This window comes from Niabella digestorum (assembly GCF_036409055.1).
Taxonomy (GTDB): Bacteria; Bacteroidota; Bacteroidia; order Chitinophagales; family Chitinophagaceae; genus Niabella; species Niabella composti.
The window spans coordinates 247,493-261,498 of sequence record NZ_JAZGLY010000003.1 but is presented as its reverse complement, the minus strand read 5'-3'; the positions used below and the strand labels follow the sequence as shown (position 1 = coordinate 261,498).

The window sequence follows — 14,006 nt, the reverse complement described above, 5'->3', positions numbered from 1 at the left end:
GAGCGCTAAAAATATTTTTTGGCATAATAATTTCTTTAAAGCTACATGAGCAGAACGGCTCTCTAAAATAATTTGGTCACAAAAATAATTTCAGATGAAAAAAAAGTTCTTATTGATGTTGTTTTTTTCTGCATCGGTTTATTCAATAACATATGCACAAACTTCGGTAGCCCCGGAAATTCCGAAAAATTATAAACCTCAACCTAAGGAATTGTTACCCATGCCCAAGGAGTTGACTGATGCGGATATTTTTCCCGTATTGGGAAAGTATGAACTAATTGATGAAGAAGGAAACGTTTCTATAGTAAGCGTGGCGTTGGATCAGGAAAATAAAGGTTTAGTATGGGTTAATGGGTTACCACAAGGAAAATTCAGGGCCGATCTCAGAGTGTCGCCGGCTATTTACAAAATACCGGAGCAAAAAACTTTGCAAAACGATATTGACGGCGAAGTAGTGGCTTCTGTAAATACAGATACTGAAGGAGATGTAGCTACAACGGATGCTCGTTATTCAGGTAAAACATTAAAGGGAGGTGCTTTGCTGTACGATTCCGTTACTAATAAAATGTACGTGAATCTGGGAGCTAAGTATAACGAAGATAATCCTATAGCCGTTTTCCCTGAGTTGAATACTGAAATGGTAAGTGATGCACAAGATCAAGATGCCGATGCTACTGTAGCAGTTACTGCTGAAAATAAGAAGGAGAAAAAAGTAACTAAAAAAGAGGTGGAAGAAAAAAGCATTACTTATGTACTTAATAAGATAGCTCAGGATAATGTTCAAGAAGATGATGTAGTAGTACCAGACGGAGCAGAAAATAATGGTAATGATAATGATAATGAGCAGTAGAGAAATTGATTAAAATTAATTTTATAAAAGGGTTGTCTCCTGAGGCAACCTTTTTTGTACCGTTTAGGTCTTATATGCAAAATTTGGATAATTGATATGAATTTTATTTATCTTTGCAATCGTAAAAAATTGTGCCTTAGTTTTTTGTAAATACCTTAAATTTATATACATAAATCAAAACGTAGATCCCCTCAGTTAAACAAAGCCATAAACTCATTAAAATATACCACAATGAAAATAGCACAAGCAACTTTATTTGCAACCGCGTTAGCTGGCATAATGCTAACAGGATGTGATAGCATGAACCGTACCCAGAAAGGAGCTATAATTGGTACAGGAGGTGGCGCTGCCATGGGCGCCGTAATTGGTAAAGCTGCAGGTAATGCCGGATTAGGGGCCGTTATTGGAGCAGTTGTAGGGGGCGCAGCGGGTACCATTATTGGTAAAAAAATGGACCAGCAGGCCGAAGAAATCAGACAGGAAATTCCTACGGCCAAGGTAGAGCGTGTGGAGGAAGGGATTGTAGTGGAATTTAACAGCGCCGTACTGTTTGGCTTCGACCAGGCAAATCTTACCGAAGCTTCTAAAGAGACCCTTAATGATTTGATTAAGATTTTGAATAAATATCCGGATACAGACGTTGAAATACAGGGCCATACCGATAATACCGGTACTGAAAAGTATAATCAGGCATTGTCGGAAAGAAGGGCTTCTGTAGTAGCCAATTATTTGAGTGATCATGGAATTGATCTTCATCGTCTGACAACTGTAGGATATAGCTTTAGACATCCTAAATATTCCAATGATACTCCTGAAGGGCGGGCTAAAAATCGTCGCGTGGAGTTTATAATTACAGCTAATGAAAAAATGAAAGCTGATGCTGCGAGAGAAGCTGGCCATTAACATAAAAGTTTAAACCAAGACTACTTGATTAAAGTAAATGAATCCCTTATTCATTTACTTTAATAACTAATAAATAGCTTTTAAAAACAAATCGTATGAAACTAAAACAATTATTATTCGGAGGACTATTATTTGCAACTTTTAGTGTTGCAGCTCTTCAAGCTAATGCTCAAGCCGGTCGTTTTGGCGTTTTTGCCGGTAGTAATTTTGCATCCATTAAAGGTAAAGATGCTACAAAAACCAAATTGAAAACCGGTTTTCAGGCAGGAGTAACTTACGATATCGGATTGGCCGATGAATTCGTATTACAACCTGGAGTAAGCTATGTTCAAAACGGTACTAAAATAAAAGATGAGGGAGCGGAAGGAAGATGGGATCTGAATTATATTCAAGTTCCTGTTACCTTCCAATATCAACCTGCTGTAGGTACTGGTAACCTGTTGCTGGGGGTTGGTCCTTACGTAGGATTTGGTGTAGGTAAAATAAAAATTAAAGAATATGTAGAAGGGGACAATAACAAGGCCAGCAAGGATTGGAAAGATATGGACTTAAAAAAATTTGACGCCGGTGGGAAACTGCTGGTAGGTTATCAATTGGGCATGGGGCTTTCTTTCAATCTAAATGCGAACTTAGGTTTGGCCAACCTATCTGATAACAAAGATAAAAAGTTCCACAATACTTCTTTTGGCGTTACTGTAGGTTATAAATTCTAATTAAGAATAACTCCGTAATTCTTATTGAAGTGTTGAAATGAGGTTTATCCAAGCAGTAACGAGATTCCTTGTTACTGCTTTTTCTTTATATGATTAGTATATATTGTGAGGTTGGCAAGAGTTAAAAAGAGGTGCTTATAGAAAGTATTACAATATATTTTGTAATATGATTGATTATAATATAACTTTGCACCTCATTTATGGATTTTTAAATATACAATGTATGCAACTAAAACAACTATTATTTGGAGGACTCTTTTTTGCGGCCTTTAGTGTGGCTGCAGTTCCATCTCATGCTCAAGCTGGACGTTTGGGATTGAATGCGGGAGTGAACTTTGCAACTATCGCAGGTAAAGATGCAGAGGATATGAAATTGAGAACGGGCTTTCAGGCTGGCGTAACTTATGACTTCAATCTGGGTAATTATCTTGTTTTGCAGCCCGGTGTACTCTATGTGCAAAATGGAGCTACGTCTAAAGTGGGGGAAGTTGAAAATATGCAATTAAACTACGTTCAAGTTCCTGTAACTTTCCAATTTCAGCCTACATTAGGAAATGGGAATTTATTGTTGGGGGTTGGTCCTTATATTGGATTGGGAGTTGGAAAGGTAAAGATGGGGGGGACGAATGAAGGAGTAGATTGGTCTATTAAGTATCATTGGGATGATATTTTCGGGGGCGAAGAACTCAGAAAATTTGATGCCGGTGGAAAATTGTTGGTAGGTTACCAGCTAGGTATGGGGCTTTCTTTCAACCTGAATTTCAATCGGGGGTTAGTAAAATTAAACCCTAATAGTGAATCAAAGTTTTACAACACTGCTTTTGGACTTACTGTTGGCTATAAGTTTTAAGTCTAAAAGTATTAAACAATAAAGGCTCCACTTTGTGGAGCTTTTTTATTATCCATCATTTTTCAACCCTATAGCTGCTTAGTCGTAACCATTTATTTCTGCACACGTGCCCGTGTTGGTGGTAGGCAGCATAGCGTTCTCAATTCTAACTTTTTTATTTGGAATAATGTATTATATTTGCACCTCGTTGGCAGCGGCCGACGTGGTTCTTTGAATCCTGATGTAGATCAGGAACTTATCAAGAAAGGCAGAGGGTATAGGCCCAATGAAGCCTTGGCAACCTGTTTCAGTGACGCGGAACAAGGTGCCAATTCCTACTACGCTGTAAGCGTAGAAAGATAAGCTGGAAGTTTCAATATTGGTTAGAATGTGATGTATTCAAACATATTTGAAGCCCTCCTGCTTACAGGAGGGCTTTTTTCGTAAATGCCCTCTTGATAAGGATCTGGAACGGAACTTTTAGACTAAAAATTGAGAAAATTTTAGAGGACATGTTGCAAAAACAATATTATCATATCGCTCATAACTGCTTCACACACATGATGTGTTGTTGCTGCTGTTGTATGCCTTTCGGGGCATAGCAACATATCTTCTTTTGGACTTTTAAAGTCTTTCACTTCTGGTTTTTAGTTTTCACAATTTATTTTTCACGCATTAACTTAAAAAACTTCACTTTATGAGTAACGCTTTACGTTTTGAGACCCTGCAGGTACATGCAGGTCAGATACCGGATCCTACAACAGGTAGCCGTGCTGTTCCTATTTATCAAACCACTTCTTTTCAGTTCAAGAATGCCGAACATGCTGCCAATCTTTTTGGTCTAAAAGAGTTTGGTAATATCTATACACGTATCATGAACCCCACAACCGATGTGTTTGAACAACGCATCGCAGCATTGGAAGGAGGGGTAGCGGCTGTGGCCACCTCTTCAGGTCAGGCAGCTCAGTTTTTGGCCATCAACAATATTTTACAGGCCGGAGACAATTTTGTAACCAGTTCTTTCCTCTATGGGGGTACTTATAATCAGTTTAAAGTTTCTTTCAAGCGTTTGGGTATCGAAGCGCGTTTTGCTGAGGCTGATGATCCCGAAAGCTTCAGAAAACTGATTGATGATAAAACCAAAGCTATTTACTTAGAAACATTGGGTAACCCCAGACTGAATGTTCCCGACTTTGAAAAAATCGCGGCACTGGCAAAAGAAGTGGATCTTCCGCTGATTGTAGATAACACGTTTGGTGCGGGAGGCTATTTGTTCCAGCCCATTAAACATGGCGCTAATATAGTGGTACATTCTGCTACCAAATGGATTGGTGGTCATGGTACCAGTATTGGAGGTGTTATTATCGATGGCGGTAATTACAATTGGGGTAATGGTAAATTCCCGCAGTTTACTGAACCTTCGGAAGGGTATCATGGACTGAAGTTCTGGGAAGTTTTTGGCGAAGGCAATCCGTTAGGGCTCCCCAATATTGCATTTGCCATTCGTACCCGAGTAGAAGGATTGCGTGATTTTGGTGCCTGCTTAAGCCCGTTCAACTCCTTCCTGTTGTTGCAAGGATTGGAAACACTGTCGTTGCGTGTACAACGTACCGTAGATAATGCTTTGGAGTTGGCTAAGTGGCTGGAGGCTCACGATAAAGTAGAGTTCGTATGGTATCCGGGATTGGAAAGCAGCCCGTATTACCATTTGGCTCAGAAATATCTACCTAAAGGTGCGGGTGGCGTACTCCAGTTTGGTATTAAAGGTGGATTTGAAAAAGGACGTGCGTTCATCGATAATCTAAAGCTGGTAAGCCATTTGGCAAATGTGGGCGATGCTAAAACACTGGCTATTCATCCAGCTTCTACCACCCACGAACAGCTTACAGAAGAAGAAAGAAAGAGCGCAGGCGTTCTGGATAATTTGATTCGTATCAGCGTGGGTATTGAACATATCGATGATATTAAAGCCGATTTCGAACAAGCATTTGCTAACATTTTCGCTTAATACAGAGTTACTTTCAACTGCCTCATCAGTGCAGTTGGTACGGTGAGGCAGTTTCTAAAAAATATGGATCATAAGATATTTACACACACAGGAGCGTTTCAATTGGAAAGTGGAGCAGTTTTGCAGAAACTGCATCTGGCCTACACTACGTATGGTCAGCTGAATGAAAATAAAGATAATGTGGTATGGATATTCCATGCTCTTACAGCTAACAGCAAACCACATGAATGGTGGCCGGAAATGGTGGGGGAAGGACGTGTATTTGATCCAGCCAAATATTTTATCATTTGTGTGAATATGCCGGGTAGCTGTTATGGAAGTATTAGTCCGCTGGACATCAATCCCGATACGGGCGCACCCTACTATCACGATTTTCCTTTCTTTACCATAAGAGATATGGTACAGGCTTATCGCTTGTTGCAAAAAGAGCTTGGTGTCGATAAAATAAAAATTGGTATTGGAGGCAGCACCGGTGGGCAACAGTTGTTGGAGTGGGCTGTACAGGATCCAGATCTGTTTTCCTATATTATACCCATTGCAACGAATGCGGTTCATTCTCCATGGGGAAAGGCATTCAATGCTTCGCAACGGTTTGCTATTGAAGCAGACAGTACTTGGTGGGAAAAGAAAGAAGATGCCGGAAAAAAAGGTCTGGAAGTAGCACGCAGTATTGCGTTACTATCTTATCGCACCGATATCGCTTATAATAAAACCCAGGCTGACCTCAATGATGAAATGATAGAAGGATTCAGAAGCGAAAGCTATCAGCGTTATCAAGGCGAAAAGCTTTCAAAAAGATTCAACGCATTTAGCTATTATGCTCTTACTAAAAGTATGGACTCCCATAATCTGGGAAGAGGCAGAGGCGGTGTGCAAGCTGCATTGCATACTATCAAAGCCAAGACTTTAGTGTTAAGCTTGGAAGGTGATATATTATTCCCATTGTATGAGCAGGAGTTTTTGGCGCAGCATATTCCCAATGCCCGTGTAAAACTGATTAATTCTGATTATGGACATGATGGATTCTTGCTTGAATTTGAGCAGCTCACTGCAGCTATCAGTAGCTTTATTGAGCAGGGAGAATTGTGTAAATAATTTACACGCACGGATAGGGTTATAACTATATTGAAATTTATATAATCTATACATAAATGAGCAAACATAGACAGCTAGTAATAGGAATGTTTGGATTTGGAGTAGTGGGAGAAGGCTTGTACAGAGTGCTGGAACAAACCCCCTCCTTAAGTGCATACATTAAAAAAGTATGTATCAAGCATCCTGATAAAAAAAGAAATGCTCCTTCATCATTGTTCACAACTGATAAAGACGAAATACTGCAGGATGAAGAAATTAATGTTGTCGTAGAAGTTATCGATGATGCAAATGCAGCATTTGATATCGTAAAAACAGCATTGCTGAACAAAAAGGATGTAGTGAGCTCCAGTAAAAAGATGATAGCAGAGCATCTGCAGGAGTTATTGGAACTACAACAAAAAACCGGCCGTTCCTTCCTATATGAATCTTCCGCATGTGCATCCATTCCGGCTATTAGAAATCTGGAAGAATACTACGATAACGACTTATTACATAGCATCCGGGCTATTGTAAACGGCAGTACCAACTTTATTTTGACGAAGATGTTTGATGAGCGTCTTGGCTTCAGAGAGGCTTTATTACTAGCACAACAGCAGGGTTTTGCCGAAAGTAATCCTACGTTGGATGTGGAAGGATACGATGCACTGAACAAATGGACGATATTTTTATGTCATGCTTATGGGATTGTTACCACACCCGATCAAATTCTCTTTACAGGAATACAAAACATACATAAATCGGATGCGGCAGTGGCCAAGTCTCGAGGTCAACAGATAAGGCTGGTAGCACAAGCTAAAAAGCTGGTGGAAGGTGGCGTGGCTGCTTTTGTGCTGCCACAGTTCGTGACCGCCGATAATCCTTTATCGTTTGTAAGAAACGAATATAACGGAGTGGTGATAGAAAGCGGATTTGCCGATCAACAATTTTTCTATGGAAAAGGCGCAGGTAGTTTTCCTACAGCCTCAGCAGTATTGAGTGATTTGTCTGCACTTAGGTATGATTATAAATACGAATATAAAAAATTATATCATCATGAGCCCAACCAATTGAATGATGACATATATTTGCGCGTCTACGTAAGCTTCAGTGATATAAAATTTGTGCCCACCGATGATTTTGAATGGATAGAACAATGGCATGCTCAGGAAGACCGGAAATATCTCTCAGGAGTAATCGCGCTACTCAAACTTAAGAAAAACCCCTGGTGGAAAGAAAATGGCACTTCTTTAATACTAGAACCAGATTCTATTCTGGAAAATATTGAGGAACGACGACTGAAAAAGAAAAGTCTAGAACTTGCAGGTTTGCTATAAACCGCATCTGAGAGGAAGAGACTTTACGACTTCTCTTCGTCATTTCATATAAATCTGAAGAGCGTAGCTGTATTTTTTAAAATAATATGGCTTCAATATCCTTTGACAACACGGAATTCGCATTTCGATACCTGTCGGATGCGGAGTTGAGGAGATCGTGTAGGTTATTCCGTATGATGAGTCTCCCTATGCTGGTGCAGGTGGGTACTACGCTAATTCCCTGGGCCATGAAAGTGGGATTACCGATTAGTGGCCTTATCCGGAAAACCATCTTCAGACAATTTACAGGTGGTGAAACGCTTGAGCAAACTGCAGCTGTAGCCCATACCTTGGGAAAGTTTCATGTAGATGTTATTCTTGACTATGGTGCTGAAGGAGGCGAAGGAAGCGAAGATGAGTATGATCATGCCGCTGCAGAGTTTGTGCGGGTAATCGATTATGCAGCCTCCCAGCCGAACATCCCGTTTATGAGTATAAAAATTACGGGGCTGGCTAGGTTTGCGTTGCTGGAGAAACTCGATACATTGATGCATAGTAAAAAGGGGTCTCTTATAAAGAGATATTTTTGTGCTCTAGAAGAAATTACACCCCAAGAACGCGAAGAATGGCATCGGGTAAGAACTCGTATGTTGCGTATTTGCGAGAGAGCTGCTAAGCAAAACGTAGGAGTATTGGTCGATGCAGAAGAGACATGGATACAGGATCCTATAGATGCTTTAGTAATGTTGATGATGGATTCCTTTAATAAAGAAAAAGCCGTAATATTTAATACCATACAACATTACAGACATGATAGGCTGGCCTTTCTTCATGATTGTATTGAAGCCGGTAAAGAAAGAAAGTTTATAATGGGGGCCAAGCTGGTACGCGGTGCTTATATGGAAAAGGAAAGAAAGCGTGCTGAAAAGCTCAGGTATCCATCACCTATACAGCCGGATAAGGCTGCTAGCGATCGCGATTTTGATGCAGGTGTTACGCTATGTCTAAATAATCTGGACAAGGTATCCGTACTCATAGCTACTCACAACGAAAACAGTAATCTATTGGCAGTGCAGCAGATGGAAACAATGGGTATTGCATTCGACCATCCGCATGTGAACTTTAGCCAGTTATACGGAATGAGTGATAATATCACATTCAATCTGGCACAATTGGGGTGTAATGTGAGCAAATATTTGCCATTCGGACCGCTCAAAAGCGTTATCCCTTATTTGATGCGCCGTGCACAGGAAAATACGTCCGTAAAAGGACAAACCGGTCGGGAATTGAAATTGATTTTAAAAGAAATCCGTAGACGTAAAGGCGCTTAAACCCTTCGGTAATCGGCACGCCAGGTTTTGATAGAGCGCTTTATAGTTGCGGGATCGGTATTTTCATCCACAGCTTTCTGTAGTAAGAAAAGAAATTCTTCATCCGATGCAAATCTAAGCGCTGCAATTTGTTGAAAACTTAGCCGACGTTCCACTGGCTCAAAGTCTTTCCCTGTAAGCTTGAAATACCTCAAATGCGTTTCTAGTACAACCATTCTATTTTGCAGCGTTAGGGCATAATGCTGTCTCAACATAAAGGATAACCCTATAATTAATGCTAGAATTATTGTAAGCATCCACCAAACAGCCGCTAGCTCACCCTCACTTTTGAGGGCTTTGTAAACTCCGAAAAAGAGTAGAAGACAGCTAATTGGGTAAAAAACGAAGTGATGCGGTATGTAGTAACGGACATGGTTGTTATAATTTTGTTCCGACATATTGTTTTTCTTAAAAATACACAATTAACAGCTTGCCCACATAAAAGTTTTTCCCTACCCACACAAGCGGTAGAATCATTATATTGCAGTCATGCAACAATACCTTCAGCTACTTCAGCATATTTTGGATAATGGTGTACAGAAAACCGATCGTACTGGTACAGGTACTATCAGTGTGTTTGGTTATCAAATGCGCTTCGACCTGCAAAAAGGTTTTCCCCTAGTTACTACTAAAAGAGTACATCTAAAAAGTATTATTTATGAGTTGTTATGGTTTTTGAGAGGGGATACGAATATCGGTTATCTGAAAGAACATGGTGTAACCATCTGGGATGAATGGGCTGATGAAAACGGTAATCTAGGTCCTGTATATGGCAAACAATGGCGTAGCTGGGAAGGGAAGGATGGTAAAGTGATTGATCAGATTAGTGAACTAGTTGAACAAATAAAGAAAACGCCGGATAGCCGCAGGCTGATTGTTAGTGCCTGGAATGTGGGGGAGCTTGCGGAAATGGCCTTGATGCCTTGTCATACGCTGTTCCAATTTTATGTGGCGAACGGAAGGCTTTCCTGTCAGCTCTACCAGCGGAGTGCTGATGTATTCTTAGGGGTGCCTTTCAATATAGCATCCTATGCATTACTTACCATGATGATTGCACAGGTTTGTGATTTGCAGCCAGGAGAGTTTATTCATACCTTTGGCGATGTACATATTTATAACAATCATCTGGAGCAGGTAAAGCTGCAGTTGAGTAGGGAGCCCTATCCATTACCTACCATGAAACTTAATCCGGAGGTGAAAAATATTTTCGACTTTCGGTACGAAGATTTTGTGTTGGAAGGATATCAGCATCATCCGGCAATTAAAGCTCCGGTTGCTGTATAAGGGCACTGAAACGGATTCGATTATTTTTAATTTTGTATTACATGAATATCTCTCTGGTAGTAGCAGCGTCCAACAACAACGTAATAGGTAAGGATAACGGGCTAGTGTGGAATCTGCCTGATGATATGAAGCATTTTAAAAATGTTACTTGGGGGATGCCTGTTGTGATGGGGCGTAAGACGTTTGAAAGTTTTAAACGACCTTTACCAGGAAGGAAAAATATTGTGCTAAGCAAGCAAAAGGATTTAAAGATTGAAGGTGCGATCGTACTGAATACAATGAAGGATGTAGAATTTTTGGTGAAGGAAATGGACGTGAAAGAGCTGATGGTAATTGGAGGCGGAGAGATTTATAAAATGTATTATCCCAAAGCTAACAAGATATATATGACTAGGGTGGATACGGTGATAGAAGGCGATACCTTTTTCCCACCTATTGATGAAAAAGAGTGGCGCTTGGTAAGCAGTATCAAGAATACCGCAGATGAACGTCATGCATACGATTTTACGTATGAGCTATGGGAAAGAAAATGATGTGAGTTTTTGTTGAACGTTTAAAAAAGACTGTACCCTTGGTATATTCACCATTACAAGCTGCAGCTAAGTATTTCCAATTTTACATACATGCTGCCAATAGTAAAGGGCATGGAACGCATTCGCCCTTTGTATTTGAATTTATCACAAAAGTGATGAACGATTTTACGAAGTATGAGGATTATGAAAGAGTAGAAGCGATACGTACCCGCATGTTGGCGGATAACACAGAACTTCTGATACAAGACTTAGGAGCTGGTTCTGCTATTACATCTTCCAACAGAAGAAGTGTATCCTCTATCGCAAAAACTACAGTAAAACCTAGAAAGTTTGGTCAATTACTGTATCGTATGGTGAAGTATTATCAGCCACGCACTATACTGGAGCTAGGCACTTCTTTGGGTATTACTACCAGTTATTTGGCTTTAGCCAATCCGCAGGCCAAAGTGATCACTATTGAGGGAGCATCTACCATTGCTGCAAAAGCGCGTGAGAACTTTGCAGCTTTGGGTCTTACCAATGTTGAAAGTATTATAGGTAATTTTGATGATATATTGGAGTCTGTTTTAATGCAAAACCCAGGTATCGACTTTGTCTTTCTCGATGGTAATCATCGACAGGAGCCGACGGAAAGGTATTTCAGGCAGTTATTACCCCATGTGCATAATGATACATTGCTAATATTTGACGATATTCACTGGAGCAAAGAAATGGATAATGCTTGGGCTAATATTGTGCAACATGAAGCGGTGACCTGTGATATTGATTTGTTCTATATTGGCATCATTAGTTTTCGCAAAGAGTTTAAAGAAAAACAGCGTTTTGCTATTCGTTTTTAACTGATTTATTTGTTTCGAAAAGTGCAAATCCCTCAGCCATTAATTCAATCGTTGCAAGGTGTGGAAGGCTTTGATGAAGCGGCTTTTCTGAACGTGCATACATCGGCAACACCCATTACTTCCATTCGAGTTCATCCACAGAAGTCGGAAGCAATCCATGATATTTTCTCCGGCTCCATAGAAAGGGTTCCTTGGTCCTCTCATGGATATTATTTATCGGAACGTCCTTCATTTACATTTGATCCGTTATTTCATGCCGGTTGTTATTATGTGCAAGAAGCCAGCAGCATGTTTATAGAGCACGTATTACAGCAAACGGTGGATTTATCCAAACCCTTAAAAATACTGGATCTATGTGCAGCGCCGGGAGGGAAATCTACACTTATTCAGTCCTTACTGTCCAAAAGCAGTCTGCTAGTAAGCAACGAGGTGATCCGGCAGCGTGTGAATGTATTGAAGGATAATATCGTGAAATGGGGATGTAACAATGTAATTGTAACCCATAATGATCCGCGTGATTTTGCTAAGCTCAAGGGGTTTTTCGATGTGATTGTAGTGGATGCACCTTGTAGCGGCAGTGGCTTGTTTAAAAAGGACGAAGATGCGATTAAGGAGTGGAGCGAAAATAACGTGATCCTGTGTAGTCAACGTCAGCAAAGGATTCTGGCCGATGTAATGCCCGCATTGAAGGAGAATGGGATTATAATCTACTCTACCTGCTCCTATTCGAAGGAGGAAGATGAGGATATACTGGATTGGCTGTCGACTGCATTCAGTTTGTCAAATATCCGTTTAGATACCAAGCCGGAATGGCATATTGTAGAAACAACATCTCAGCTACGTAATTATGGTTATCGTTTCTGGCCCCATCTATTACGTGGTGAAGGTTTTTTTGTTGCTGCTTTTCGGAAGAATGATGGTGAAAAGTTTAAGAATAAAACCCGCTTTGTAAGCCGGCCTGTAACGCGACAGTTGGCCATGCAGCTTGATTCGTGGATGGATATTTCGGAGCAAGAGCTCCAGAATGTAAAAGGAAGTATTTATGCCTGGCCCAAAGTAATGTATGAAGATTATGATTTGTTACTACAGCATCTGAGGGTGGTTTATTCAGGTACGCTGGCAGGAGCATTGGTGCATAATAAATTTATTCCTGATCATGCGCTGGCCATGAGCCCACTCATTCATACTGAAGTATCGGGTACAGAAGTGGATGCCAGCACTGCTATTGCTTACCTACAAAGGAAGAATATTGAGATACCCGGACTTGATGCCGGCTGGAATGTTATCAGATATAGGGGGCATAACTTGGGTTGGGTAAATGTATTACCTACCCGCATCAATAATTATTATCCCAAGGAATTACGCATTCTCAAAGAAAAACCATAAGCTTATATCCAACGAATTATGTGGATGCCACCGCCGCCTCAACGCCCAAATGATTATAAGCTTCGTTAAGAAAATTGGGTATGAGATTTTTATTCGTCCAATGAATCTTATCAGGATCGTTGAGGTGTTCCAACATACGGGCTAATTTTTCAGGTCCGTGGTTTTGAATGACCGTTTCGCGTTTCTGTGGTTCTTGAAAATGCTGACTCATGCCTTCGGCATCTGCTTCTGGATGGAATTGTGTGCCGAAGATATAATCGCTGAAACGAATGCCCATTACTGCGCGCTCGTAGGGTACATGCGGACGTTCTTTTTCGATACAGGTGATATAGGCTCCCATATCGTGCAATAATTCGATATTTGGTTGTATTAACTGAAAATCTCTGCTATCTACTGCATAAAAAGGATTCTTCAAATTGCGGAAAACGGGATCTTCGACTGCCTCCGGAAGGATATGCACAGGAAAGGTCCCAAATGAAGTGGATTTTCTTTTGCAAATCAACCCGGCATTGAAATAACGAGCTGCCAGCTGGAAGGAATGACAGATCAGAAATACAAATTTTTTAATCGTATTATCCGGGTTATTATTCCATCGCACTACATCCCCTAACCAACGATTCCACTGTATATCCCAATCATCAAATCTTGTGCTTAAAGGGTCGCCGGGGCCACCACTGGAAATATAAATATCGTAAGAAAGATCAGGAATCTCGTTTTTCACACGTACGTCGAAAACATCGTATAGGATATCGACATTTTTTTCCGCCGCCCAGCGATGTACCACTTCTCTGATACAACGCATGCCCTGATTCGGATGTCCTGCGTTTAAGTCTAAAACCGCTATTTTTAGTGGTCTGTACTCCGTATCAAACATCTGGCAAAATTACAACCTTTTCGGCGGATG

The 14,006-nt window shown here is 40.5% G+C and carries 14 protein-coding genes and 1 riboswitch; of the genes, 12 read left to right on the top strand and 2 right to left on the bottom strand.

Features of this window, described 5'->3' with window-relative positions; translation table 11 throughout:
- Positions 1 to 94 precede the first annotated feature (94 nt).
- From V2H41_RS06595 to V2H41_RS06560, 8 genes are all read left to right on the top strand, one after another.
- Positions 95 to 850: a hypothetical protein gene (locus V2H41_RS06595; protein WP_330974345.1), complete on the top strand. Its 756-nt coding sequence runs from the start codon at positions 95 to 97 to the stop codon at positions 848 to 850.
- Positions 851 to 1,081: 231 nt separating this feature from the next.
- On the top strand, positions 1,082 to 1,753 hold the full coding sequence (locus V2H41_RS06590) for a YiaD family glycine zipper/OmpA-like lipoprotein (protein ID WP_330974344.1): 672 nt from the start codon (positions 1,082 to 1,084) through the stop codon (positions 1,751 to 1,753).
- Positions 1,754 to 1,848: 95 nt separating this feature from the next.
- On the top strand, positions 1,849 to 2,466 hold the full coding sequence (locus V2H41_RS06585; protein ID WP_330974343.1) for a porin family protein: 618 nt from the start codon (positions 1,849 to 1,851) through the stop codon (positions 2,464 to 2,466).
- A gap of 223 nt (positions 2,467 to 2,689) precedes the next feature.
- Positions 2,690 to 3,316, top strand: a complete 627-nt coding sequence (locus V2H41_RS06580; RefSeq protein WP_330974342.1) for a porin family protein — start codon at positions 2,690 to 2,692, stop codon at positions 3,314 to 3,316.
- Positions 3,317 to 3,548: 232 nt separating this feature from the next.
- Positions 3,549 to 3,661, top strand: a riboswitch (SAM riboswitch).
- A gap of 331 nt (positions 3,662 to 3,992) precedes the next feature.
- Positions 3,993 to 5,303 (top strand): O-acetylhomoserine aminocarboxypropyltransferase/cysteine synthase family protein, encoded by a 1,311-nt coding sequence (locus V2H41_RS06575; RefSeq protein ID WP_330974341.1) that lies wholly within the window; start codon positions 3,993 to 3,995, stop codon positions 5,301 to 5,303.
- A gap of 63 nt (positions 5,304 to 5,366) precedes the next feature.
- Complete coding sequence (locus tag V2H41_RS06570; protein ID WP_330974340.1) at positions 5,367 to 6,398, top strand: homoserine O-acetyltransferase family protein; 1,032 nt, start codon at positions 5,367 to 5,369, stop codon at positions 6,396 to 6,398.
- A 56-nt stretch (positions 6,399 to 6,454) separates the two neighbouring features.
- Entirely contained in the window at positions 6,455 to 7,711 is a 1,257-nt protein-coding gene (locus V2H41_RS06565; protein WP_330974339.1) for a homoserine dehydrogenase, read from the top strand.
- A gap of 173 nt (positions 7,712 to 7,884) precedes the next feature.
- Positions 7,885 to 9,021: a proline dehydrogenase family protein gene (locus tag V2H41_RS06560; protein WP_330974338.1), complete on the top strand. Its 1,137-nt coding sequence runs from the start codon at positions 7,885 to 7,887 to the stop codon at positions 9,019 to 9,021.
- Here V2H41_RS06560 and V2H41_RS06555 read toward each other — a convergent pair.
- Positions 9,018 to 9,458, bottom strand: coding sequence for a DUF6526 family protein (locus V2H41_RS06555; protein WP_330974337.1), 441 nt, complete (start codon positions 9,456 to 9,458; stop codon positions 9,018 to 9,020). The genes V2H41_RS06560 and V2H41_RS06555 overlap by 4 nt on opposite strands.
- A gap of 91 nt (positions 9,459 to 9,549) precedes the next feature.
- Here V2H41_RS06555 and V2H41_RS06550 point away from each other — a divergent pair, with 91 nt between their 5' ends.
- From V2H41_RS06550 to V2H41_RS06535, 4 genes are read left to right on the top strand one after another with little or no spacing between them, the layout of a single operon-like run.
- Positions 9,550 to 10,344: a thymidylate synthase gene (locus tag V2H41_RS06550; RefSeq protein ID WP_330974336.1), complete on the top strand. Its 795-nt coding sequence runs from the start codon at positions 9,550 to 9,552 to the stop codon at positions 10,342 to 10,344.
- 41 nt (positions 10,345 to 10,385) lie between these two features.
- A complete protein-coding gene (locus V2H41_RS06545; protein ID WP_330974335.1) occupies positions 10,386 to 10,877 on the top strand; it encodes a dihydrofolate reductase in 492 nt (163 codons plus the stop codon).
- Between the two features lie 38 nt (positions 10,878 to 10,915).
- Positions 10,916 to 11,716 (top strand): O-methyltransferase, encoded by an 801-nt coding sequence (locus V2H41_RS06540; RefSeq protein ID WP_330974334.1) that lies wholly within the window; start codon positions 10,916 to 10,918, stop codon positions 11,714 to 11,716.
- A gap of 9 nt (positions 11,717 to 11,725) precedes the next feature.
- Positions 11,726 to 13,102, top strand: coding sequence for a methyltransferase RsmF C-terminal domain-like protein (locus V2H41_RS06535; RefSeq protein WP_330974333.1), 1,377 nt, complete (start codon positions 11,726 to 11,728; stop codon positions 13,100 to 13,102).
- Between the two features lie 16 nt (positions 13,103 to 13,118).
- On the opposite strand, the gene V2H41_RS06530 is transcribed toward V2H41_RS06535, so the two are convergent.
- Positions 13,119 to 13,976, bottom strand: a complete 858-nt coding sequence (locus V2H41_RS06530; protein ID WP_330974332.1) for a type 1 glutamine amidotransferase — start codon at positions 13,974 to 13,976, stop codon at positions 13,119 to 13,121.
- Between the last annotated feature and the right edge of the window lie 30 nt (positions 13,977 to 14,006).